This is a genomic window from Mesotoga infera, from assembly GCA_011045915.1.
GTDB classification, from domain to species: domain Bacteria; phylum Thermotogota; class Thermotogae; order Petrotogales; family Kosmotogaceae; genus Mesotoga; species Mesotoga infera_D.
The window spans coordinates 1-25,081 of the sequence record DSBT01000344.1 but is presented as its reverse complement, the minus strand read 5'-3'; the positions used below and the strand labels follow the sequence as shown (position 1 = coordinate 25,081).

Sequence of the window (25,081 nt, the reverse complement as noted above, 5' to 3'; positions counted from 1 at the left end):
TCTCTAGTAGCTCCGTCTGATAATCTCGTGATCATGTGAATTCCGTAGTCGATTCCCAGTCCAAGGGTTATGGCCGTTACGAAAGTGGTAATAATATTCAGCGAACCGAAGATCATATATGAAAGGCCAAGCGTAATGAACATAGAGATTGCAAGAGAGGAAAAGACACACAGCGTGATCTTCAGGCTCGAGTATGCAAGAAAGAAGAGAAGAGATATTCCAGCCAGTGAGAGTAATGTTGTGAGAATAAAGTCGTCGTTAACTTGCTTGTGCGAGTCATAGGTCCCAAAGTGATCTCCTGCCATTCCATAGGAAACACCGTGGGATTTAGAAATTTCAGTTATCCACTCTCTCAAGCCCGGTATAACTCTTTTCACGTACGAAACGTCTGAAGAAGGACCATCTAGTCTGATGCCCATGACAAGCACCATTGGATCATTTGCGGGGACAGACTCAGGTAGTCTTACGAAGTTTATAAAATCATCTTCATGAGATTCATCACCGACGAGAGCCTTCAATTCTTCAAATCCAATCAGCATCTGACCTAGGCTGCGAATGGCGGAGAAATCATGATTGACAAGCATCTGCACTGTCCTTGTGAGGTCTTGGTCAAGGTTTCTCATCGAAGCAAGTTCGGCCGGGTCGACCATTAGCAGTCCTAGCGGTCCGAGATCCGACATGAGATCGAATCTCACAAAGGATTCGATGTTTTTAAATTCAGCCGCTCGGTCGTAAATATCTCTTGCCGCAGCCAACAGATTTTCTTTGCCCTTCTCGGTCTTGTCATCCGTCTGAAGAACGACGTAGGTGACACCTCCGGATGTGTCGCCGCTAATGAAGCGATTGTACTGCTTCACAATTGGATCGTCCTGCGGAAGTATCTTCAGCAGATCCGAATCAACGCTAAGCTTCATCGAAAGATAGGCACCGAACGCACCAAGGATGATGAAGAACACTATTACTGCCGCGCGGTGTTTTATTACGAACTCACTCAATCTCTGCAACTAATCATCACTCACCGTCTGTTATCTCTTGTCCATAGAAAGAGCATTTCCAGTATAGCAACTTTCTCATTGCTTGTATTTGTTTGATAGGTGTCCGCCAGATACTCAATTCCTCAAAAGAAAATGCCTGACAGGTAGAAAAGGTATTGAATAGCGTTCTACTGTCTGCAGAAACAATTGACTGACAGATGCACCTTCTTTAAGAACCACAATTGGTCCGGCGCCAGAAAAGACATCTGAGACGAACCTTCCTGGGCTGAAAGAGTTCATAAAGTGCACTCTGCCAAATTCAAAACCATCATTCAAGATAGAATTGTAGTCAGACTCCATTACTAGTGTGTAGCCTGGAACGTAGCTTAGTATGAAAATGCCATAGTCGACAGACTCCCATTTCGTTACTGTCGTTCCGAACAGGTCAACAGTCTCTCGCTCTCTCACACCTTTCTTACCAGTCTCTATGACAAACAAAGTCTGAAGTTCCGAGAAGACCTCGGAATAGGGTGAAATAAATGTCCTGACACCGTCTTCAGTCGACATAATCCAGGGCCCCACCCTTTCCCTCTCAAGTTGTTTAAGCACGGAACTGAATTCTCTCACGGCCTCAAGATGGTTCTTGAACCCCTCGAAAACAGGCAAGAATCTATTTCTAAGAAAGAAGTCGGGAGCTGAACTGCGTCTCCCGACATCCTGAATAGCTTCAAAATTTACATAAAGAATGACCAAAAGCCCACAAATCAGAGCAATCAACGAGATTACGATTGGCAGGCTTGCGATCTTCAATTTTCAGTCTTCGCTCCCAATTGCTCAAGTATGGTCTCCAGAGCCTTTGATAGCTGAAGATCATGTTCGACATCTACCGACGCCGTCGATAGTGTCAGCTCTCTTCCGTCTTCACCAGGAACGTCTTCTCCCGGCTCTACGACGATATCCGGTTCTATCCCCTGGAGGTGGATGTCATTTCCATCTGGAGTGAAATAGTGAGCAGTGGGGAGCCAGATTTCGCCACCGTTCGAAAGATTGAATACAGTTTGAACGGCGGCCTTTCCGAACGTCTTGGTACCGACAATCGTTGCGAGCCCGTGATCCTTTAGAGCGCCTGTCAGTATCTCTGAAGCCGAAGCGCTTCCATCATTGACAAGGACTACAATTGGTTTGTCGGTGAAGTAGGTGTTGTATCTAGATCCCCAGGAGTTGTAAATCTCTTCTTGTCCATCTCTGTACCTTATCGTTATCACTCTCTGCCCTTTAGGCAGCATGAGCGATGAGATGTTCAGAACACTTTGCAGAAGTCCGCCTGGATTGTTTCGCAGATCAATTATGTAGGCCTTGCTGTTTCTGCTAAGGTTCAGAGCATCCTGGAATTCATCGTAGGTAGGTGCGTTGAAGCCTGTTATCTGTATGTAAGAGATTTCTAAGTCTTCGACAGTTAGCAGTTCGCTCTTTACGCTCCTTATTTCTATAAACGCCCTTGTGATTTCGACGAAGAAGGGTTCTGTGACTGACTCTCTATAAACCTCCAGCACTACATCAGTTCCAGGGTCGCCTCTCAACATATTGACGGCGCCGTAGTAACCGACATCAGATACTGGGACATTGTCTATTGTGAGAATCAAATCGCCTGTCTTCAAACCAACCTTCTCAGAAGGGCTTCCAGCCATAGGTGCCACTACTTCCAGACAGTCGAATTCTATATTGTACTGGACTGTAGAGCCTATTCCACCGTACTTAGAGGTTGTGTCCAGTTCGTTTTCCTTTGTCTGGACAGGGTCGAAATACCATGCAAAGGGATCATCAAGTCCACGCATCGTTCCTGTCAGAGTCTCATCTAGAATCGCCTCATAATCTACCTTTTCAATATCATAATAGTTCCGATCTATGTAATTGAGTATCTGAAATACAGGACTGAATTTCTCGAAAACCTCGTCTTCCGTCATGGACGTAAACGCCCCTAGAAAAAACACTGAGACCAGCACTGAAATTGACACGACTATCTTAAGGGCTTTCTCTTTTGACATTAAACTTCCTCCCTTCAGCTTTTATGCCGAACACCAGGTATGTTGTGTGACCAATCATTCTGTCCTCCGGTCGAAATCTCTCGGGATTTGTCTTGTAGTTCCTGGCCATAATCTCCCACACCTGAATATCTATAACTCCGAGATCTCTAAGAATCCCGATCGTTTCCTGAACCTGGTTGCTTGTAGGGCAGATAATGCAAATCCGTCCACTTCCCTTGAGAATCTTTATCGATGTTTCGAGAGAAGTAGAAGGTTCTGGAACATCAAGAAAGAAGGCGTCTGCCCTTTGCCTTATCTCACATTCAGCGATCTCTCCGGCTACGAAGGTTACTCTTTCAATAAAGCCCAGGCGGCCGACATTCTTCTTAGCCTTCTCAAGAAAATCCGATCTTTTTTCATAGGATACGACCTTGCCAGATTCGCCCACCTGCCGGGAGAAAACAGAAGTCATCACACCTGTTCCGGTTCCGGCTTCGTAGACTACGTCTCCTGGTTTTATGTCCAGGGTCAATAAGATGAATGCCATATCCTTTGGATAGACTATTTGAGTAGATCTTTTCAAAGAAAAAATCCCGTCGATCATCGATGGTTTGATCAGGTAAGCATTCCGAAGACCAAGGTCAATCTTCTCTCCGAATTCCTTTCCAACCAGGGAATCCATAATCAGATTGCCAAAATGCGTTTTGAGAATGCCGCCTTTCTTCACCTCAGAAAAGTACTTTGTTTCCTCATCTTCGAGTAGAATCAGAACGTTGTCACCGTATTCGATCATCTAGACTCCTCTGAGTTTAATTATGTTTTCAATAAGATTGTCAAGCTCTTCGATCTGTCCAGACTCATTGGCTTCGATAACGCATTTTCTAGCGTAACCCTTTACAATCATCTCGGATACTCTTGAAAGAGCTGAGTTCACGGCCGAAACCTGGGTGAGAATGTCTCCGCAAACCCTGTCGTTTTCAACCATTTTCTGCAGACCTCTAATCTGTCCCTCGATTCTTTTCAGTCTGTTTAAGACCGCCTTTCTGGTCTCTACGTCTACTCCTTGCATGCCCCCACCTCTTCAGGAACTGAACACACTTCCACCTATGAACTCTTTGATTATTGAAGTTCTTGGAATATCTTCCAGATTTGTCATAGGTAGCAGGTAATCTATAAATCTCAAAAGTCTCTTTGCTTCAAGATACTCGGGTACTGAATCATCTATCTGAACAAGTAAAGGTTCCGCAAATCCCTTCAGCGCAGCCAGCTCGTATGCAATCGCGGAATTAAACATCACGTCTGCCTCTTCCTGGAAGGGGAATATGTACTTGTCCTCTCCTCTCCTTACGCTGGACCACATTCTTATTGTATCAAGCGCAGAGTGTCCTCTAAACCTGTTGTCACGTACAATCCTGCGCAGCAATCTGACGTCTGTGGTTGGAATTCTGTTCAGATTGTCGAGATTCATCTGAGTAAGAGCGCTGACGTAGATCTTGAATTTTCTTTCGCGAGGGACCGACCTGCTTAGCAACTCATTCAACCCGTGTATTCCTTCGATTATTACAGGTTGGCCCTCTGCAATTTTGATCGGTGTGTCGTGAAATCCGCTCTTACCGAGGATAAAATCGAACCTTGGCAGCAATACCTCTTTTCCATCGAGGAGTTGCGAAATCTGTTCGTTGAACAGGTCAATGTTTAGAGCATATATCGATTCGAAATCATAGTTTCCGTTCTCATCCTTTGGAGTCTTTTCTCTATCCACAAAGTAATCGTCGACAGATATCTGGACAGGTTTCATGCCCAGGACCTTCAGATGAAGCATCAGTCTCTGAGAAAAGGTCGTTTTTCCTGAACTAGAAGGTCCAGCGATTAGTATAAGGCTTGGTTCCCTGTGTTCTGAAATGCGATCTGCAATCGCAGCGATTTTCTTCTCATGAAGGGACTCCGCAATGTTCACTATCTCTCTGATTTCCTTCGGTCCCCTGCATATTATTTCGTTCAGCTCTCCCACAGTCTTCACACCGAGAATCTTTCCCCATCTCTCATGCTCAAGAAAGATGCTTGAGATCTTGGGCTGGTCCACAAATTTCGGTAGTCTATTTGGTTCTCTCGTACTGGGAAGATTGAGAATGAAGTAATCTCCATAAGGGATCAGCGCAAACTTACTCACTGTGCCGGTTGAAAAAGGCATATAACCGTAGAAATAATTCGTGTATCCTTTGCATCTGTAGATATTGACAGTAGACTTTTTCCTGTATTTGAAAAGCAGAGCCTTATCTCTCTGCCCGTCTTCTTCAAATGACCGCATCGCCTCAAACTTCCCCAAGGTACCTTTCTCGAAAACCGCATTTTCTTCGACAAGTTCTTTCATCCTTGTCTCAATCCTCTTCAAGTTTTCGGGAGAGATTTCAACCCCTTCGATGTCACAGACAAGACCGGGACCCCTTGAATGGTGAACGTTTAGCTGGGCAGTTCCGAACAGCTCCCTGATTGCAATAAAGAGAATGAAGAGAGTTCCCCTAGTGTAAATTCTCATACCGTCGATTGAAAAGAGATCGATGAATTCGATTTCCTGCTCATCGTTGACTTTTCTGCAAAGCTCGATAAGAGAATTGCCAGATTTTGCGGCCATTATTGGAGCTCGGTGGAAGCTTTCACACATTCTGGAAAGTTCATAGAAGGTAGTCTCTCCGGTCACTGAAACCTTTTTACCCAATTCCTTTACGAAAATCTCGTGGTTGGCCATAGAATCACTCCAAATCATTGACACCACAAATAGTCGATGTTAGAATCTATTTGCTGTGGGGCGTAGCCAAGTTGGTAAGGCATCAGATTTTGGCTCTGACATCCGTAGGTTCGAATCCTGCCGCCCCAGCCAGAGAAGGGTGGCTTTCGCCACCCTTTTTCGTTACTAGTTAACTGTCCCGCTAGCCTCACTCTCGAAACTTACGTCCAGATCGACATCTCCTATTGATGAAGGTGTCTCGCTTTCAAATGGAACATTCAGCCCGTCTGAGCCGATTTCGGTGTCCAGACCTGTGTCGAGAGGCAAGTCAACGTCCGTTGCTTCGTCCGTTTGAGTCGCATCGGTGCTAGCTTGAGCATTCAGCTCGGAAATCTGGAATTCGATCGTCTCGATTAGCGATCCAATTGTCTCGTCCTCAGGATAGAGTTCCAGGAGCTTCTCTAGATAATGCTTCTCACTCATGAGGTAGATCTGCATCATCTGCTCGTTCTCCTGTGACCCGGCCATTTTCTCGTAAATATCGACAAGTAGATATAGAGCGCTGATCTTAAGATCAGTTGCGGCTTCAGTGGAGTTAATGACTTTCTGATTAAGATCGCTCTCTATGCTCTGAACCGGCGAGTCGATCAGAAGCGATCTCGCCTGAGCGCCGAAATACTGCCCGTAGTATTGAAGGTAACTGTCAAGCAGCTCGGGGCTCTCGAGGAGCGGCCTCACATTCATATTGTAAGAATTCTCGTTGTACATGTAAGCAACCTCGGGATTGTCACCGTCAATCTGGTACATGTAGTTTACGACTCTAGTAGAATTGGGCATTACCGAGTACAAGTACTTAACGGAATTCCCGAAACGCAAGTTCTTGTCATCGAAAGTCTTGCGCTTCTCGGCAAGCATTTCTTCGACCTCTTCAAGACTTTGAACACCAAATTCGTTCATGTAGTCTCTTGCTCTTTTCGCTTCGGACAGAATGCTTCTAATCTCTGTCTCGGTTGAAGGAATCGTTTCAAGTTCGCTCTCGATTTGCTCAGCCGACATGGATGTTGCCGTTGCCGGGAGCGCTAAAAGTAGATCCTGGAGATCTTCAAGGTCAAGTATCTGATTTCTGAGATTTCCTATCTCGCTTTCAGCAAGCTCTGTGTAGAAGACCACAGGAAGGAAAGACTCTCCGACAAGTATGTTCCCAGATTCATCGAAGTAGTCTCTTTCAAGCTCTTCAAGCAGCTCGGAGGCTTTGTCTGGATCTGCCATTGCCTCGTCATAGCTGGCGTACATTTGCAGGTCCGGGTCATTTATCTCATGAGACAGATTGCTCTTGCCCCTGTATTCGGAGATCCATGCGTTGAACTCTTCGTTCTCGAACTGGGTGAGTTCTGATTGATAAGAAGATGTGCTGGCAAACTCCTCAAAGCTGTCGAAAGTGGTTTTGCTGTTCACAAGAATAAGGTGATAGCCAAACTGCGATTCAACAGGTCCGACCACAACACCGGGAGTTGCATCGAAAGACGCGTCTTCAAACTCCTTAACCATCTGTCCTCTACTAAACTCGCCCAAAGCACCGCCATTGACTGCGCTGCCCGTATCTATTGAGAAGCTTGTCGCGGCATCGGTGAATGAAATCTCTCCGTTATCAATCATTGCCTTTATCTCTACCGCGCTGGCTTCATCCGTGACCAGAATATGGTTGGCATCGACACGTTCGTAATTCAGCTTAAGATCTTCAAGATTCTCCTCAACGTATTTTTGGAATCTCTCATCCATGTCGGGGATAGCTTTGTTAGTCACATTAGTCGTGAGCAGTTGTGTCGCTACGTAGTCCTTTATCAATTCAGTGAAGGCATCAACCGAACCGTACTGGTAGATAATCGCAGATTTTGTCTCTTCGTCGGCAACGTATTGATCTACGATTCTCTTGGTTTCGGAATCTACCTGCTCCGCAGTCGGGAGAACATCATTCTCAGTCGCGTACAGAAGCAGTGTCTTCTGGTCTATAAGTGACTGGAAAATATCGTATCTAATTCCCATCTCGCTGGGATAGTTTTCCGTATCAAAATATGGATCGAGATTGTACCCTTGACTCCTAAGGTTCGTAAGCGTATCGCGTACTGATGTTTCGTACTCTGAATAGGTGATCCAGTAGCTAGAATCTGAGAGCGGAGTGCCGTCCTTCGTGAGACCGCCCACACTTTCACTGAAAGAGATTTCGGAGCCGGCATTCTGCTGGTTACCCTGGGAGCCCCCTCCCAGATACTGAGCAACGGACCACCAGATTATTCCAACTCCAAAGAGTATGGCTACTGCCCAGACAACCGGCCGCTGAATAGATTTCATGAAATTAGAATTTCCTCTCGATTTCTTGTTTGGCATTTACTTTTCAACTCCCTCCAAGCACCTAATACTCTACAACCAATAGGGGGAGGTTTATGCCTCCCCCGGCTTCACGAATTATACCATAGCAAGTATGCTCTTGTAATTGGCGCAATGTCAAGAAAAACGGCAGATTTAACTAACCAACCTGCTTTGCGTAGACTCTGAAGTCTATACTCGGAAATATAGAATCAACCCATTCAAGTGTCTTCAATTTCTCTTCATCAATAGAGTCACTTTCGATTTCACTGTGCAGCGAGAGCAACCTGTCGATATGGGTCTTGGTCCGATTGACTGCGTATTCCACAGTTGTATTGGTAGTTATTATGAATGCCCAATCGCTTGATTGAGCAAGAAGAAGCTCTCTTGCCATCTGGTTTAGAGCCCTTATCTTGAGATTGTCGTCAGTTCTATCATACTTTCTGGCCAGTTCAATCATTCTCTTGGCGCCCTCGTCAAGGTGTCTGTAAATCCAGTCATTTCTCCCGTTAAGCCAAACCTCGTTGTAACCGTTGGCACCCCAGGTCGAGATGTTTGGAGTGACTACCTGAGCCTGTTCCATCGATTTGATGACTTCAGGCGGGGTCGAGGGAACAACCGTACTGTCCCCGTTTAATTCTCTGAATAGCTCCTCAATGAAGAGGGGACCTTCGTACCACCAGTGGCCGAACAGCTCGGCGTCAAATGGCGCAACAATTACGGGTTCTTCTCCGTCGAACTGAGAAGACAGCCTTCTTATCTGCTCTCTCTTCCTGTTGGCGAAATCCTTTGCATGCTCGACAGTTGCCCTTCTGGCGTCTTCGATGTCATAGTAGCTTTTTTCGTTGAGAGAAACATCCTTACCGGTAATCTTGTAATACTTTATTCCGGTATTGCACCGCTCTCCGCTAGAATCTATGTACGGTCTGATATATTCTTCTTCACGGTCGAAACCCACGTCCCTGTAAAATTCCCGGTACCTTGCGTCTCCTGGGTAGCCTACCTCGGCGCTCCACACTTGCTGGCTCGATTCGGGGTCTCTTGCAAAGGCAAAGACGTTTTCCGGAGTGACGACCGGTCTGTATACCCCATACCTCGGAGCGGGATCGCCGTACCATAAGCTGTGAGAATCCACAAAGAAGAAAGAAAGGCCATGCTCTCTCAGGTAAGAATCGAATCCGGGAACGTAGCCGCACTCGGCGAGCCAAATTCCTCTTGGTTCTCTTCCTGTGTGTCTCTTGTATGAATCGACTCCTATTTCGATCTGAGCGTGTATTGCTTCGGGGTAATTAGTCATCAAGGGCAAGAAGCCATGTGTAGCGTTGCAGGTAACGATCTCCAGCTCCCCGGTTTCCTGAAGACGGGCGAATTCTCCGACAAGATTTCCATTGCATTCATTGTAGACAGCTCTTATCTCCTCAAGTTCACGCAGATAATGCGTTGCCAGCCTGTTTGCGGCTGGATGCTCCGAAACTGTCCTGGAAATCTCGTTTCCAGCAAGCTCGATCGACGAACTAAGATAATTGCGATACTTTTTCTGCAGGTCCTTGTTAGCCAACATCTCCATCAGAGGAGGTGTTATGCTCATTGTTACTTTGAAATTCACTCCGTCTCGCTTCAGTCTTCTGAACCCTTGCAGGAGTGGAATATAGGTCTCTGTAATCGCCTCAAACAACCATCTCTCTTCCATGAAGCTTGGAAAATCGGGATGATTAATGAATGGCAGATGAGCGTGGAGCATGAGGACGAATCTTCCCTTTCCCATACAATCACCTTCCACTCTTGCTCTTCGAGATGGTCTTTATAAACTCATCGGAGGAGGGGTTGTCGGATGGTCCGGAGGACTTGGCTTGCTTTCCAGAAGTGAACTGCTCGTGAGAAGCCCTCTTCTCTTTTCTCGAACCCTTCTTCAAATCCACCCAGATTTCGTGCTCTGTGAATTTTGGTGAATTCCTGGGAGTTCTCGCAATTCTGGACTTCAATACACTCTTGAAATATCCGTTGTTATAGTAGCCAATCTCGGCAATATAATCTGCGTCTGGAAAATCGACCTGAAAGTACCAGTTCCCAGCATCGACCGAGATGTCTGCTTCTCTGAATCTGTGAGCGTTCTTTCCGTCGTAGATAATGTTGGTGATGTCGCTGACTCTTACAAGAATCTTTGATGAAGAATTCTCAAGGTTCCTTGCGGTCCATTCCGATAAATCCCACATTACGTAAACCCAATAGGGATTAATAGGGTGAATCGAGACAAAGTCGCGAGAGTAAGATGAAGGAATTCGGGCGTCGACGGGTTTTGAAGGACGAAGAATCTCAGAGGGGCTCTTAACTGAGACACTGCTCGAGTACTGACTGCTTTTCTGAGCAAATTTCTTCAGTGCACGAGCAATATCCTTCTTGCGCATTGTTCTTTTGAGATTGATTCCCATCATCTTCGCATAACGACGAAGATCTTGAATCGTCGGGTCGTTACTTAGAAAGGACTGTATTTCTTCGTTGTTCATGGTTAAAACCTCCTGGGCATGATTTCCTACTCAAGAAGATGATATCACACTACAGGAAGATAAATCAAGGGATTATAGGTAAATAACGACGATTATTATCCTTTTCCTTTCTCAGACAACTTAAGTTCCCGGTTTTACGAAATATCTCTTAACTTATCTACAACATAATCTGCCATATAGTCACTGTCCACTTGGAACTGAGAACCATCGTCCATCACCTTTATTGTCACAATGTCTCTTTCGATTTCTTCCCTTCCGATTAGAAGAGAGATTTTTGCCCCTATTCTTGATGCATGTTTCATCTTGTTGCGCATATTTCTCTCCATCACATCAACGAACGTAGATACACCCATCTTGCGGAGCCTTCTGGCGTAGTCAAATCCCCTCGCGCTTTCTTCTCTTCCGAAAGTCATTATAGCCACTTCAGAAGTTTCGGGTCCGTTGATTCTCACGTCTTCAGACTTGAGAAGCATTACGATTCTTTCAAGGCCTATTGCAAAACCGACTGCAGGGCAGCTCTTGCCTCCTATGAATTCAACCAGCCCGTCATATCGTCCTCCGCCGACCAGTTGATCCTGGCTCCCGAGGGAAGAAGATCTTATTTCGAAGGCAGTTCTCGTGTAGTAATCAAGTCCGCGCACCAGAAACTGATCTACTTCATAATCAATTCCTGCTCTCTCCAGATACCATTTCAGTTCTTCGAAATGACTCCTGCAATCGCTGTCAAGGTACTCCAATATCCCGGGAGCTCCGTGCACCAGTTCCTTATCTATCTTACAGTCGAGCAACCTAAGAACATTCGTCTCATATCTGCGTTGACAATCGGGGCACATTCCGGGAAGTTTGTTGGCATAATATTCTTTCAGGGCGGCCTTGTAATCCTCTCTGCAAACGGGGCAACCGATAGAATTTATGAAAAGCTTTGCATTGTTGATCTTCACTTCTTTGAGGAAGCTATTGGCCATCTCGATTATCTCGAAGTCGGCTAAAGGGCTCTCGGAACCCAATATCTCGGCACCGAATTGATGAAACTGGCGCAACCTTCCTGCCTGAGGCTTCTCATAACGGAACATTGGACCGTTGTAGAAGAGCTTAATTGGGGACCCGAGATTTACAAAGGAATTTTCAATGAATGCTCTCGCGACACTTGCAGTTCCTTCAGGTCTCAGAGTTATCGATCTGCCGCCTTTATCTTCAAATGTGTACATCTCTTTTTGAACGACATCCGTCGATTCGCCAACGCTCCTCTTGAAAAGCTCGGTGGCTTCGAATATGGGGGTACGTATCTCTGTGAATGCATACTTGTGAGAGATATTCCTGATTATCTCTTCAACGAAGTGCCAGTATTCGATATCTTCAAAGGCAATGTCCTGAGTTCCTTTTATTCTGTTAATCATGACTTTATGCATTCCTCCGTCTTCTAAGTAGGATCTTTCCGTCTCTCAACAACTTAGTTATAGCATATATGACAACTAGAAACTCGAGTCTTCCAAGAAACATTCCGATCGTCTCGGTCCAGATGAGTCCTGCGGGCGCACCCGGGACTGTTATCCCTACCGAGAGACCCACGGTACTTAAGGCTGAAGCATATTCGAAGGCCGAAAAGGCCATCGAATGGCCATATGACATCAGTACTCCAGTACCTACGGCATAGGTCAAAAAGTATAGAGAGAAGACGAGCAGAATCTCTTTCACAAGAGAGTTGTCTATGTATCTTCGAGTTTCGCCTTTCCATATCTCTTGCTTCAGGATCGCGTCCTTCGGAAGGAAATACCTTCTAATTTCCAGCCAGAGGATTTTGATCAGGGCAAACAATCTGTACTGCTTGAGACCGCCCGAGGTTGAATCGAGATCTCCTCCGAATATCATCAGCAGCACAATCAAGTAGATTCCATAGTGGTTCCAGGGAACAAAGTCAACGGTGGAGAAGCCCGTGCCAGTGAGCGCAGACACAGTCTGAAAGAGACTGTGTCGGAACTGTTCTGCTCCCGAAGAGTAAAATACCGCCAGAGTTCCAGTCATCAGGAGTGGGGTGAAGATCGCGAGAATAATGAACATCAGCTTGGGTTCACCGTTATTCCAGAAGGCTCTGAAGTTCTTCTTCCAGAGCGTGTAATGAATTCCAAACCCAGTAGCTCCAAGCAACATAAGGACGATCGTTATGCTTTCAATTGAAACACTGTTGAATTCTCCGATAGACCCAGTTCTGGTCGAAAACCCACCCGTTGCCAGAGCGGTCAATGAGTGGTTGACCGCGTCGAAGAAGCCCATCCCTGCCAATCTGTACATTATTACTCCAGCCAGAGCGTATGAACCGTATATCACCGCGATTGTTCTCGTAGAGCTCTTGATATTAGGAACTAAGTTGTCCATCCGTCCTTCGGCTTTGTAAAGGCCCAGCCCCGCCGGTCCAAGAATTGCCGACATCATGATAATTGCAATACCGGCTCCTCCAAGATACTGCATAATGCTTCTCCAGAGAAGGAAAGTTCCGGGAAGCGTTTCAACATCTACCAGGGTCAAACCTGTCGTGGTCCAGCCGCTGGTTGATTCAAATACCGCCTGAGTGAAATTCAGATGACCGCCAATGATAAACGGGAGAGCCGACAGAAGGATAGCTATCACCCAGGAGAAGAGGACGACTATCGCGCCTTCCTGAACTGTTATCGGTGAGCCGGGACGTACTCTCATAGTCAGCTTAAGCATCAGCCCCATAGCAAAGCTCAGCACTGCCGTGGTTATGAAAGCGAGACTCTGGACAAAGACACCGGGATTGCCGATGCAATATAGTAGTGGGATCAACAAAACAATGGGAAAGAAGACAAAGAGATTCCCGAGGTATCCAAAGACAAGTCTATATCTCTGTTTCAAAAGATTCTGAAACATCTACACCTCTCCTAGAAGAGTTTCGAATACAGAAGATTGGACCGTGGGACTGCTCAGCACCAGAAGAACATCACCCATTTCAATTACTGTGTTACCCCTCGGGATAACTACTTCGTCGTCCCTGATTATAGCCCCTATGACACTTTCGTTAGGGAGCGGAATGTCTTTAATCGCTTCTCCAAGAATAGGGGACTTCTCTGTCATCTCTATTCTGAGAATAGACACTTTCTCAGATGAGGGGAGCAGGTTCGTGATATGTTCTCTGAAGAGACTGTCTTCAAGAGCCACTCCAAGGATTTCAGTCGGACTGACAACGCTCTTGATACCCATCTTCTCGAAGACGGCCTTGTTGTCGGGATCATTTACCATGGCAACCGGTCTCTCTATTCCATAAACTCTTGAAGCAGTAAGACAAGCAACCAGATTGTCCTGATCGTACGGTGTTAAGGCCACAAAGAGGTCGGACCGGTCAAGCTCGAGTTGCTCCAAAACGTATCTCTTGCTACCATCGCCCCTAACGATGACTGCTCGGAGCTTCTTGGCCATTTCATCGCAGAACCTCTCATTCTTGTTCACTATCATCACGTTATGGCCTTTGCTCAAGAACCTTCTGGCCAGATGGTAGGCTATCTTCTCTCCACCGATCAGCACGATCTTCATTTTTCATCACCGCTGATAAAGTAGAGCGCATTCTTGACGTTTTCGACCGCCAACAGAGTCGGGCAGATTACTTCTATTCCAAAGTCCGAAAACATCTGAATATTGTTTGGATCGTAAGCTCTTGCAACAACTCGAGGAACTTCGAAATACTCCTTAGCCGACATCGAGATCATCAAGTTCGTGTTGTCGTCTGTGGTAAGTACCAAAGCGACATCGGCCTTGTCGAGCTTGGCTTCCTTTAGAACATCAAGCTCAGTCGCGTCCCCCAGTATGTTGAATCCAGTGAATTCATATGATAGTGCGTCGAAAGACGATTCGTTCCTATCAACGACGACCACACTGCAGCCCATTGAGGAGAGCCAGTTGGCCATTCTCGATCCCAGCCTTCCACACCCGAAGATAACAACATAGTACTCGTCTTTCTTGATCGCACCCTTCATGAAAGGCATTTCTACTCCTCCAGTTTCTTCAATTCGTCTGAAGCTTCCTTGAAATCTTCGTCAAGCGAAAGCGAAGCCTTTAGGTGTTTGATAGCAAGTTTTGGTTTTTCCTTTGCCACGAGCAAAGCGTAGAGAAAGTGCGGAAACGGGGAACCGGGAAAATCTGAGAACAGCTCGCTCATTAGCGATTCTGCGCTACCCGTCTCGCCTTCTTCGATCAACCTTCTTATTTCTCGTGCACGCTTGTATATGCTGTCTTCTTCTCTGAGTGCAAGTTCGAAAGCATCTCTGATTTCCTGGGGCGTAAAGGGCTTTGTCAGGAAATCAACTATGCCTGCTTTGAATGCGCTTCTCATCGATTCGGGAGATGTATCCGAGGAGACAATTATTACGGGTATTGAGTAAGCTCTATTCTTCAGTTCTTTGAGAAATTGAATTCCATTCATTGAAGGCAAACTCAGATCAGTAAATAGGAGGTCTGGCTTCCGCTTCTCTATTTCTTCCAGGGCTTCCTCAGCTGTAACGAAAGTATGGACTTCGTTGTCTTCGTTCTCCATGGTCTTTTTGACAATTCGCCTGACATTCAGCTCGTCATCGACCACGTAAACGAGTGCCATGCAATCACCTCCACAACACAAATCATATTACCATATTAAGCTCAAATAGTGTTTGAGAGTTTCAACAAGGGGAATTCTTAAAAATTGTTTGTTTCGATCTGTTTCCTTGCGAAGTCAAAAAGAAAGGATATGGCAAAGCCTGACACAATGAGAGGGAGGTTCAATATCTCAACAGTCAATAGGCAACTTGAGATCAGTAACCCCTCCAGCCAGACACTGAACACCACAAGAACCTGGTATATTGAGAGCACATAGGAGAAGAAGCTTCCAACCAGCAGATGCGAATACCGCTTTCTTACATCGCTTTTCTTCTCAGCGATTCCGAAAAAGTAGATAGAGGAGTTTATTCCAATGATGATGGCAAGAAACGGATCATGATTTGTCAGAAGCAATCCGTAGAATGAGTTCAAAGCGAGGGCTGCAAAGAGTACTCCACCGAGCATGAGCCAGAATGTTATCGACCTGCCTCTCATATTAGTCCCCCAACTATTCTTACGATTAGTGCAACGATATAAGCAACTGCAAGACTGTAGAAGACGGAGAAGAATACATACTTGTAGCTTCCGGTTTCATTCTTTATCACTGCAAGTGTTGGCATGCATGGAACATAAAGAAGTACAAAAACAAGAAAACTCAAAGCTATTTCAGGGGTTATCAATGTTCTTATGGCGCCAAGGGAGCTTCCTGAGACGCTAAGGTTTCCAAAGAACGTTGTAAGCGATGAAACGATGACTTCCTTTGCGGCTATTCCGAAAACTAAACTCGTTATCATTTCCCAAGTGTAACCCAGGGGAATGAACAAAGGTTCAAGTGATTTCCCAATCATGGCAGCGAAACTACCCGTCCCTTCTGAGGGAAAGTAGCTGAGAAACCATATTACAACAGAGGCGCCAAGGATTATCGTACCGGCCTTTTCAAGAAAGTGACGCCCCTTGTTCCAGGTATATAGAAGTATTGAACTGAGCCTCGGTTTTCTGTAACGTGGAAGCTCCATTATCAAAGTGGAGGGCTCACCCTTGAAGAAGAGCTTGTTGATCAGCAGCGCGGAAAGGACCGTTATAACAATGCTCAAAACATACAAGAAAAAAATCACTACACCGGCTCTTGCGCCGAAGAAGGTGCCTGCAATCAAAACATAGACTGGAAGCCTCGCACTACAAGAGATAAAGGGTGAGACAAGAATGGTCACTATTCGCTCTTTTGGTTCGGAGATCGATCTTGTTGACATAATAGATGAAACGTTGCATCCAAATCCAAGGAGCATAGATATGAAGGAACGCCCGCTGAGTTTCATTGCGTACATCAGTCTATCAATGACAAAGGCGGCTCTAGGCAGATAGCCGGTTTCTTCAAGAATTCCAAGTGCTAGGAAAAGTATGAAAATGTTAGGCACGAAAACCAAAACGGCTCCGACGCCTCCAATTATTCCATCAACAACGAGAGAACGAAGCCAATCCAAGCCGATGAAGCCGCCAAATGCGCGGCCCAGGCCTCCGAGCAGTTCTTCGATCATGATCGATAAGGGTCCTGAGATAGTGAATGTCAGCTGGAAGATGATGTACATAACCGCAAGGAATATCAAAATCCCAAGAAATCTATGAGTCATAACGTGATCTATTGCTTCGGAAAAATTCCACCCTATCTTTTCTTTACCTTTAACGGATGTGGAAAGGATCCTCTTTATGTATTTGTAGCGAGTTTCAGCGATTTCCACGGAGAAGTCGTAATCCAGAGTTATTCCCGTAATTTTTTGAACTTCGTAGTCCCTTTCCAGGAGCTTTATCGAAAGCCAGCGTTCGTCAAATCCTGCCATAGAAGGATTTCCTCTTATTCTCTCGGATAGATCTCTAAGGTGAGCTTCTACTTCATCGGAGAAAAGATAGTGGACATGGCTGCTGCTCTTGGTGCTCTTCACAAGAGTATTCTTCAACTCTTCGATACCTTCGCCAGTGACCGCCGAGGTAACTACAACAGGGATGCCAAGCTGCTTTGAAAGCTCGTTCTTGTCGATCTCAAAGCCTGCTTTTCTAGCCTCGTCGACTGCGTTCACTGCGAGGACCACATCTCCGCGAAGCTCAAGAACTTGAAGAAGGAGATAGAGACTTCTTTCCAGATTGACAGCATCACCTATGACCATTGCGACACCGGGTTTTTCGTTCACGAGGAAATCCCTAGCAATTTTTTCATCGAGACTGGTGGCGCCCAGAGTGTAGGTGCCTGGGAGATCAACGACATCTACGGTGTGATTGTGATGCTTCATCACGCCGGCTCTCTTTTCAACGGTAACGCCGGGCCAGTTTGCAACTACCTGTCTTGAACCGGTGAGAGCGTTAAATATACTTGTTTTCCCAACATTTGGGTTTCCCAGAAGCGCTATTGTAGATTTTCTTGACTCGATTCCATCTCGATGTTTTTCCACGACTGAATTTATCTCTCCCTAACTATGATTCTCATTGCCTGGCCTCGCGAAAGTGCAGAACGGATACCATTTGCGTTTATCTCGATTCTCTTTCCGATATTGCCGGTAACGGTGATTTTCTTGCCCACTTCTATCCCGACCATCCGAAGCCTCTCCCTGAATCCCATTCCACCATTGATGATGCTGACCAAGTATTCTCCATTTGCAGCATATGAAAGCGGAACGGAGGAGGTTTCGACAAGAATCCACATCGAAATATCCTCTCTAAGAGTGATGTCAGTTCCCTTTATTCTGAATACTTTTGGGTCTCCGAAGGGGGCCACTTTTACTAGCTGTATCTCTTCACCGCATACAAAACCGAGACCGCAAAGTCTCTCTCTTGTTAGAGGAGGAAGTTCCAGTTTTCTGATCTTGCCCTTTTCTCCTTCACACATTCTTGACAGAGGAACGACCATTGACATCACCCTTATTGAGAATTTGTCTCAATAAGATTGTATCATTAAACGACCCTCGATGCACATGAATCTGGGAGAAATATTCAGGTGGATCGCCTTTTAAGGCTGAACTTGGTTATCTTTAGTTTGACAATTGACGTATAATCTTTGAGAAAGGGGTGGTAGGGTGCTTAAGATATTCCAGGTCGATTCATTCACGACGGTTCCTTTTGGCGGGAATCCTGCCGGCGTCTGTCTCATTGATGAAGAGATAGACGAGAGACTATACCCAAGAATTGCATCGGAAATGAATCTTTCGGAAACCGCATTTGCAAGACCAGGTGTCGAGAAGAATAGTTATGGTTTGAGATGGTTCACACCGAAGGTTGAGGTGAAGATGTGCGGCCATGCGACTCTTGCCACTGCCTGGATACACTATACCGAGCTTGGAATCAGAGGCGAGATCTCGTACGAAACACTAAGCGGGAAATTGAGGGTAAAGTACGTTGATGGGAAGATAGAGATGAATTTCCCTTCTGATAACCCTTACAGAGTGAAAATCGATGAAATGCTTGAAAGGATTATCGGTGTGGAAGGAGATTGCTATTACTCCCCTCGCACTGAAAAGCTGCTTTACATAATCTCCTCAAAATCGAAACTTGAGAACCTATCCTTTGACTTCAATCTTCTTGAGAACTGCGATTTTGGATACACGGTGAAGGGACTGATCGTCTCTTCTCCGGGCGACGAAAAGTTCGACTTCTACTCGAGATACTTCGCTCCCTGGGTGGGAATCAACGAAGACCCTGTTACCGGTTCGGCACATACGGTTCTCGGACCATTCTGGTCGGCGAAACTTGGCAGAAAAAGCCTCAGTGCCTGTCAGCTCTCCTCCAGAAGAGGAGAACTCGATCTAGAAATGCTTCCAGATAACAGGATTCTCATTCTTGGGGAGGCCGTCACTGTAATAAGGGGAACTATTTCAATCTAGATTCGTCTGGATCGGGTTCAATTCTAAGACTAGCTTCATCCATCGACTCGCGCGGATTCACGGTGGCAAAGACCCTTTTTGAAGGATCCTCACTTGCAAGAATATAAGAGAAGAGTGTGAGGAGCAAAAAGATCGGTCCAAGTGAAAATCCCGCCACTGCAACGTGATTGGCCGACCGAATATTGGCAAAACCCGTCGCAAAAGAGAACCAGGCGAAGACTAGTCCAGAGAATATGTCTGCTCTGAAATGAGTGAGCAGCAAGGCCGGGATGATCAGCAGAAACAGCAGGAGAACCGAAGCTGTTTCTTTGGAAGAGAAGAGCGAAAGACTGCTAAAGAGAATCACAAGACTGAACGAAAAGGAAAGACTTCCCAGATAGCCGGACTTAATGTGTTTGATCACATCACCGTAGTTAGGTCTACCCAATCTGAAAAGCTGAACTGAAAGAAAAACGATAGGAATCGAAAGAATCAGAGACAGGCCTTTAATGCCTCCGGCGGAGAAGAGTATCCAGCAGGTGAACATTGTATAGAGCGATAGAAGCCACACGTAATCGAAATCCGCCCTTTCAATTTTTCTGATGAAGAGAAAGTGAGTTACAATCAGAATTGGCCACAATAGACTCCGAGAAACAGCAGCATAGAGATATCCGCTTTGGTCGAAAGCAAAATACTCGGTGAGAATAACTCCGAGTATGTACGAAAAGGCCCATATGGCAAGGGTGATCATTATCAGATTTCTAGAAATTCTCAAATCGCCGCCTCCGTTCAAACTGGAAAAAAGGTTGACTATATGGAACGTATCTTGTCAAGCACTGACTTCTCGATACTTGATAACTTTGCAGAGGCTTCATCTCTATTCTTTGCTCTAGTATAAATGTATATCTTGAGTTTCGGTTCGGTCCCGGAAGGCCTTATCGCATACCATGAGCCGTCGCTGAACTGAAACTTGATTGCGTCTGATACCGGGATCCCGGTTTCTACAGCCATTCCGTTGAGAATGTCATTGTCAGTGGCACTCAGAAAGTCTATGTACTTCACAATCTTTGAATTGCCGATCTCAGCCGGGTATTCCTTTCGATATTCTTTCATTATTTTACTGACTCGCTTTTGCCCCTCAACACCTTCTAGAACCAAGGAGATCTGCTTTTCGGCAAATACTCCGTATTCTACGAAAAGCTCATCAAGCACGTTCAGCAAGGTCTTTCCTTTCTTCAGGAAGTAAGCTGCCATTTCGCAAAGAAGCATCGATGAAGATACTGCATCCTTGTCTCTCACAAAGTTGCCTGCAACATATCCAATACTTTCTTCGTAGCCGAAGATGAACTTTCCCTCTCTCCTCTCTTCGACGTCGAGCGCTTTGCCGCAGATATTCTTGAATCCAGTGAGAGTCTCGTAGGTCTTCACGCCGTAGCTTTCTGCAATGGTTTTGGCCATATCTCCCGTGACAATGGATTTCACTATGAATCCATCTATTGGCAGAGAGGATTTCTCTTTCATCGAGAGAAGGAGGTAGTTGACAAGGAGCGCGCCAGTCTGATTGCCGTTTAAGGGAACAAAATCATCATTCCCCCTCACCATTACTGCCAGCCTGTCGGCGTCCGGGTCGGTTGCCAGAAGAATGTCGGCCCGCTTTTCCTGCCCAACTTCTCTGGCAAGTGTAAAGGCCTTTGTGTCTTCGGGATTTGGATAACCGACCGTCGAGAAATCCGGATCTGGTTCCTCCTGTTCCGGAACAACGAATACATTCTTGAAGCCTCGTTCACGCAAGACGCGGCGGACCGGAATGTTTCCCGTGCCATTCAAAGGTGTGTAGACTATCCTGATTGATTTGTCGAGTTCTTCTTCCGAGTCTCTCAGTGTTAAGGACAAAACCTTCGATATGTAGAGATCGTCAAGCTCCTCTCCCACTTCAACTAGGAGGCCTTCATTTCGAGCTGCATCAAGTTCAATCATCTTCGGTCCGACGAACAGCTCGGTACTTCTCATTTCTTCATATACCCGATCTGCAATATCGGAGAGAACCTGGGCGCCATCCTCCCAGTAGAGTTTATAGCCATTGTACTCTTTGGGATTGTGGCTGGCTGTTATCATTATTCCAGAGATAGTCGAGAGCTGGAGAACGGAGAAGGATAGCAACGGTGTGGGCCTTATGTCGTCAAACAAATAGACCTTGATTCCGTTTGCAGTAAGCACCGACGCCGCGATCTCGGCAAATGCTCGCGACATATGCCTGGAATCATGAGCTATTACCACGCCTCTTTGCTTGTATTCAGGATTTCCAGAGAGAATGAGATTAGCCAGACCCTGCGTAGCCCTGGCGACGGTATATTTATTCATTCGATTATCACCAGCACCTAGTTTTCCTCGAAGCCCGGCTGTGCCGAACTCCAGTTCCTTGTAGAATCGTTCCTTTATTTCGGTTTCATTTTCTGCGATTGAAAGTAATTCTATACGAGTAGCCTCATCGATCACAGGGCTATCAAGCCATCTTTGGTAACTGCTCTTATAATCCATTTCTACCTCCTTTGCTTTCCTATAATTATATCTCATCAACCTTATGTTCAAGAAAGAAGCACTTCGCTCTATCTTTGAAATCGCGGTGATCCAGGCAGTCTTTTGTTGCCTTGAGCACTGCGGCACATTGTATAATCGCAGAGGCTGCACGAAAACCCGGGGGGTGTCGTTTTGCTTTACAGAACTATTATGGTTGGCGAAAACCTTGAATCAATGCAGTGTGAAAAGTATTTTGAGAGTCTTTTTGAAGTTGATTTCGATTATCTGGTTGGTCTTGGAAAGGATATGCCGACGATTCTTTTTATTGACGCGAGCAAGTACAGCAAAGATGTTCTTAACGACTGGATCTTTGCATTCACAAACATAATTCTGATTAACAACAATCCGATTCGGGCATTCATCATCAGGGGCTATTCTGAAGAACTGCAGGAATTCAAGGGATATTATAGAGTGGTAAGCAGTTACAAGAGTCCGAGGCAGATAGTTCAGGAGATTATCTTGAACGTCAATGACAACCTAGACAAGATGATTGGAAACAGCAGCAGAGTTATTCAAATGAAGAAGATGCTGGTTCTCTCAATGTTTTACGACGGCTCAATAATGATTCTCGGAGAGACCGGGTCTGGCAAGAATCTACTTGCAGAAGTAATAGCCAAGCTCTCTCCCAGAGGTTCCAGGCCCTTCTATTCGATTAACTGCGCGGCGATACCGGAGAACCTACTGGAAAGCGAACTCTTTGGATACAAGAAGGGGGCCTTCACCGGAGCAACTTCCGAAAAAGTCGGTCTAATCGAACAGGCAAATAACGGAACTCTTTTTCTCGACGAAATTGGAGATATGCCGCTGAACCTGCAGGCCAAGATACTTGCAATAACAGAGAATCGGGAGTTCTTCAAAATTGGTGCGACCAGACCAATAAAGGTGGATGTCCGTTTCATAACTGCAACAAACAGGTACGACGACTCGGCCATGAGAAATGACTTAAGATACAGACTTTCGGCTGTGAAGATAGATCTGCCGCCTTTGAGAGAAAGGAAGAGCGACATTTCACTGATCTTCGATGAAATTCTTGAGAAAAAGGGATACCTCGTGAAGTTTGAGAATATCCCGCAGGACCTGAAGGAGAGATTCCTATCATACAGTTATCCTGGAAATGTGAGAGAACTGATCAACATGATCGAAGAATATCTGGCTGTGAATGACGTTGTTCAAGCTTCCGTCAATTCCTCCATGTCCAAAAATGTGAAGGTTCTAGCCGAGGAGGCAATAGTTGCAAGAATGGTAAATGGCACAAGTTACAAAGATTTCCTTCAGGAAGTCTACAAGAGTGTTTCACGAGAGCTCTTATTGCAGCGTTCAGAGGTCCTCGGAAATGATATCAATGAGATTGCCAGGGAATTCGGACTCACAACAAGAAGAATCAGAGATCTGCTTGCAGAGCTAAATAGCTCTGCAAAGGCAATTGCTCCGAACGACGATGATGAGTGAGTTGCCGATCCTTGAATTCCTCCTTATCTCGGAATATTAATGTATAATCTCTGAAGTAGGAGGTGTTCTTTTGGCGGTACGAAAGCTCAGTCTTCCCACGGGGGTTGAAGTCGCCGAGCTTTTCGGAGAGTACGATCGAAAAGCAAAGTTCATTCAAAAAAAGCTTGATGTAAGGATTTCTATTATAGGTGATGAGATCTGGATTAAGGGCGAAGACGGTACTGGAATTGACATAGCTGGAAAGATTGTGGACGAACTCGTTCAGATGAACAGAGATGGCCATCTTGTAGAGTGGAGGGAGTTTGAGTATATAGTTGATCAACACCTGCAGCACGATGAAGATGGAGAAAGTTTCAAGGGGGTTTACAGCGAAGTAAAGGAGACAACTTTACTTTCCAATAGAATAAGGCCCAAAACAATCGGACAGAAGAATTACATGGAAATGATGAAGGAGAAGGAACTAGTCTTCTCTATCGGTCCCGCCGGAACTGGAAAGACTTATTTGGCAGTGGCGATGGCAGTCGATTTTCTTAAATCAGGCAAGGTACAGCGAATAATTCTAACTCGTCCCGCCGTTGAAGCCGGTGAGAAGCTGGGTTATCTTCCCGGAACTCTTCTCGACAAAGTCGACCCCTATTTAAGGCCTCTCTACGATGCACTTATGGAGATGATTCCTGCAGAGAAACTCGCTTATTACAGAGAGAGCTCGATAATTGAAGTAGTTCCTCTTGCATATATGAGGGGAAGGACACTGAACAATTCTTTCATAATCCTCGACGAAGCTCAGAATTCGACCTATCAGCAGATGAAGATGTTTCTTACCAGGATAGGCTTCGGATCAAGGGTGGTTGTTACGGGGGACATAACTCAGATCGACCTTCCGAGAGATTCGGGATCGGGCCTGGTTGTTGTGCAGAAGGTATTGGGATCTATCTCTACAGTCGGGTTTTCCTACTTGACAGAACAGGACGTGGTGAGAAATCCCCTTGTGAAAGACATTATAAAGGCTTACGATGAGTATGAAAGAGAAGAAAAGGTCGAGGAATAGCGATATCCCTAAAGTCCAGTTCCCTCTAGAGAGACTTCTGAATGTCAAAGATCTCACCAATTTCGTTGTCTTTCCCGTATTTCTTGCGCTGTTGAACAGGTTGCCATTCCTTTCGCTACCCTCAAAACCCTTTCTCTATTTTGTGGGCTCAGCGATCCTTTGGTATATTTTTGCGGAAAGGTCAGTGAGGAGCAACAGGTACTTCAATCTTCACAGGGCATACAGGATAACATTCTTTTCGGTGGTCGCTTTTGGGGTTTTCGTAAACTCCTTCGTGCCCTCACTTATAGATGAGGCATTATTGCCGGAGATGACTCCAATCTTTCTCAGTGTTTCAATGGTGACCGTACTTATAGGCTATCAGGAAGGAATAGGCAGCGGATTGTTTATGTCGTTCCTTGCATCTGCCAATCTCGACAACTCGCTCGAGACTTTTATCTTGTTGTCTGTAGTAGTGCTGGCGACAGCGCTTACAACCAGGGCAATAGAGAGAAGAATCGAAATTGCCAGAGCCGGATTCGAAGTCAGTTTGATATTCGTAGCGATTAACGCAATCAGAATAATACTTCAGGGAGAGCCTATACATGCCGTGGATCTGCTGATCGCTTTCGCCAATCCGATTCTCTCTTCAGTAATCGTAATCGGAATAGTTCCCTATCTGGAATACGCAAGCAGAATCTACTCGAACACTGGCCTCATAGAATTGGGGAATCTCTCTCACCCGCTCCTCAAGAATTTGTCGATTTACGCACCTGGAACCTATTATCACAGCATATCACTTGCCAACCTTTCGGAAGCGGCTGCTGAGAGAATAGGAGCGAACTCCATACTTGCGAGAGTTGCTTCGTATTTTCACGACATAGGTAAGTCGAAGCGACCACAGTATTTTACTGAAAACCAGCAAGAAGGGACGAATCCACACGATAACATTACCCCTTCAATGTCGAATCTCGTTATAAATGAACACGTGAAGCAAGGCATTGAGCAGGC

23 protein-coding genes and 1 tRNA gene are annotated in these 25,081 nt (G+C 45.7%); 5 read left to right on the top strand and 19 right to left on the bottom strand.

The features are described 5' to 3' along the window. The 6 genes from ENN47_11285 to ENN47_11260 form a co-directional block, all read right to left on the bottom strand. On the bottom strand, window positions 1–1,004 hold a 1,004-nt coding region (locus ENN47_11285; GenBank protein ID HDP78739.1), incomplete at its 3' end, for an RND transporter. Window positions 1,005–1,109: 105 nt separating this feature from the next. Next, a complete protein-coding gene (locus ENN47_11280; GenBank protein ID HDP78738.1) occupies window positions 1,110–1,784 on the bottom strand; it encodes a hypothetical protein in 675 nt (224 codons plus the stop codon). After that, the gene (locus ENN47_11275) at window positions 1,781–3,019 is read right to left on the bottom strand and encodes a S41 family peptidase (GenBank protein HDP78737.1); all 1,239 of its coding nucleotides are present in this window, start codon (window positions 3,017–3,019) and stop codon (window positions 1,781–1,783) included. The genes ENN47_11280 and ENN47_11275 overlap by 4 nt, the downstream gene beginning before the upstream one ends. After that, window positions 2,997–3,791 (bottom strand): tRNA (adenine-N1)-methyltransferase, encoded by a 795-nt coding sequence (locus ENN47_11270; protein HDP78736.1) that lies wholly within the window; start codon window positions 3,789–3,791, stop codon window positions 2,997–2,999. The genes ENN47_11275 and ENN47_11270 overlap by 23 nt, the downstream gene beginning before the upstream one ends. Then, window positions 3,792–4,067 (bottom strand): metal-sensitive transcriptional regulator, encoded by a 276-nt coding sequence (locus ENN47_11265; GenBank protein HDP78735.1) that lies wholly within the window; start codon window positions 4,065–4,067, stop codon window positions 3,792–3,794. 12 nt (window positions 4,068–4,079) lie between these two features. Then, complete coding sequence (locus tag ENN47_11260; protein ID HDP78734.1) at window positions 4,080–5,744, bottom strand: nucleoside kinase; 1,665 nt, start codon at window positions 5,742–5,744, stop codon at window positions 4,080–4,082. Window positions 5,745–5,800: 56 nt separating this feature from the next. On the opposite strand from ENN47_11260, the gene ENN47_11255 reads away from it, so the two are divergent. Next, a tRNA-Gln gene (locus tag ENN47_11255) sits at window positions 5,801–5,876 on the top strand. A 33-nt stretch (window positions 5,877–5,909) separates the two neighbouring features. Here ENN47_11255 and ENN47_11250 read toward each other — a convergent pair. The 11 genes from ENN47_11250 to ENN47_11200 all read right to left on the bottom strand — a co-directional run bounded on the left by ENN47_11250 (window position 5,910) and on the right by ENN47_11200 (window position 18,068). Next, window positions 5,910–8,108, bottom strand: coding sequence for a parvulin peptidyl-prolyl isomerase (locus ENN47_11250; protein HDP78733.1), 2,199 nt, complete (start codon window positions 8,106–8,108; stop codon window positions 5,910–5,912). A 139-nt stretch (window positions 8,109–8,247) separates the two neighbouring features. Beyond that, window positions 8,248–9,852 carry a DUF1957 domain-containing protein gene (locus ENN47_11245; protein HDP78732.1) on the bottom strand — a complete coding sequence of 535 codons (1,605 nt, stop codon included), beginning with the start codon at window positions 9,850–9,852 and terminating at the stop codon, window positions 8,248–8,250. Between the two features lie 4 nt (window positions 9,853–9,856). Beyond that, window positions 9,857–10,591 carry a DUF4912 domain-containing protein gene (locus ENN47_11240; protein HDP78731.1) on the bottom strand — a complete coding sequence of 245 codons (735 nt, stop codon included), beginning with the start codon at window positions 10,589–10,591 and terminating at the stop codon, window positions 9,857–9,859. Between the two features lie 134 nt (window positions 10,592–10,725). Then, window positions 10,726–11,988, bottom strand: coding sequence for a histidine--tRNA ligase (locus ENN47_11235; protein HDP78730.1), 1,263 nt, complete (start codon window positions 11,986–11,988; stop codon window positions 10,726–10,728). A 4-nt stretch (window positions 11,989–11,992) separates the two neighbouring features. After that, window positions 11,993–13,477: a TrkH family potassium uptake protein gene (locus tag ENN47_11230; GenBank protein HDP78729.1), complete on the bottom strand. Its 1,485-nt coding sequence runs from the start codon at window positions 13,475–13,477 to the stop codon at window positions 11,993–11,995. Further along, entirely contained in the window at window positions 13,478–14,137 is a 660-nt protein-coding gene (locus ENN47_11225; protein ID HDP78728.1) for a TrkA family potassium uptake protein, read from the bottom strand. After that, window positions 14,134–14,586 (bottom strand): TrkA family potassium uptake protein, encoded by a 453-nt coding sequence (locus tag ENN47_11220; protein HDP78727.1) that lies wholly within the window; start codon window positions 14,584–14,586, stop codon window positions 14,134–14,136. Before ENN47_11220 ends, ENN47_11225 begins: the two co-directional genes overlap by 4 nt. Before the next feature lie 2 nt (window positions 14,587–14,588). After that, window positions 14,589–15,194 carry a response regulator gene (locus ENN47_11215; protein ID HDP78726.1) on the bottom strand — a complete coding sequence of 202 codons (606 nt, stop codon included), beginning with the start codon at window positions 15,192–15,194 and terminating at the stop codon, window positions 14,589–14,591. A 77-nt stretch (window positions 15,195–15,271) separates the two neighbouring features. After that, window positions 15,272–15,667 (bottom strand): hypothetical protein, encoded by a 396-nt coding sequence (locus ENN47_11210; protein HDP78725.1) that lies wholly within the window; start codon window positions 15,665–15,667, stop codon window positions 15,272–15,274. Beyond that, window positions 15,664–17,613: a ferrous iron transport protein B gene (gene feoB, locus ENN47_11205; protein ID HDP78724.1), complete on the bottom strand. Its 1,950-nt coding sequence runs from the start codon at window positions 17,611–17,613 to the stop codon at window positions 15,664–15,666. Before feoB ends, ENN47_11210 begins: the two co-directional genes overlap by 4 nt. Before the next feature lie 8 nt (window positions 17,614–17,621). Next, a complete protein-coding gene (locus ENN47_11200) occupies window positions 17,622–18,068 on the bottom strand; it encodes a ferrous iron transport protein A (GenBank protein ID HDP78723.1) in 447 nt (148 codons plus the stop codon). A 166-nt stretch (window positions 18,069–18,234) separates the two neighbouring features. Here ENN47_11200 and ENN47_11195 point away from each other — a divergent pair, with 166 nt between their 5' ends. After that, the gene (locus ENN47_11195; protein HDP78722.1) at window positions 18,235–19,038 is read left to right on the top strand and encodes a PhzF family phenazine biosynthesis protein; all 804 of its coding nucleotides are present in this window, start codon (window positions 18,235–18,237) and stop codon (window positions 19,036–19,038) included. Here ENN47_11195 and ENN47_11190 read toward each other — a convergent pair. Together ENN47_11190 and ENN47_11185 are read right to left on the bottom strand one after the other, a co-directional pair. After that, on the bottom strand, window positions 19,025–19,768 hold the full coding sequence (locus ENN47_11190; protein ID HDP78721.1) for a hypothetical protein: 744 nt from the start codon (window positions 19,766–19,768) through the stop codon (window positions 19,025–19,027). The genes ENN47_11195 and ENN47_11190 overlap by 14 nt on opposite strands. A 59-nt stretch (window positions 19,769–19,827) precedes the next feature. Next, window positions 19,828–21,555, bottom strand: coding sequence for a phospho-sugar mutase (locus tag ENN47_11185; protein HDP78720.1), 1,728 nt, complete (start codon window positions 21,553–21,555; stop codon window positions 19,828–19,830). A 171-nt stretch (window positions 21,556–21,726) separates the two neighbouring features. Between ENN47_11185 and ENN47_11180 the strand changes: the two genes are divergently transcribed. The 3 genes from ENN47_11180 to ENN47_11170 all read left to right on the top strand — a co-directional run. Beyond that, the gene (locus ENN47_11180) at window positions 21,727–23,043 is read left to right on the top strand and encodes a sigma-54-dependent Fis family transcriptional regulator (GenBank protein HDP78719.1); all 1,317 of its coding nucleotides are present in this window, start codon (window positions 21,727–21,729) and stop codon (window positions 23,041–23,043) included. Window positions 23,044–23,113: 70 nt separating this feature from the next. After that, entirely contained in the window at window positions 23,114–24,091 is a 978-nt protein-coding gene (locus ENN47_11175) for a PhoH family protein (protein ID HDP78718.1), read from the top strand. Next, the coding region (locus ENN47_11170; GenBank protein HDP78717.1) for an HDIG domain-containing protein at window positions 24,057–25,081 on the top strand (1,025 nt) is incomplete at its 3' end. The genes ENN47_11175 and ENN47_11170, both read left to right, overlap by 35 nt.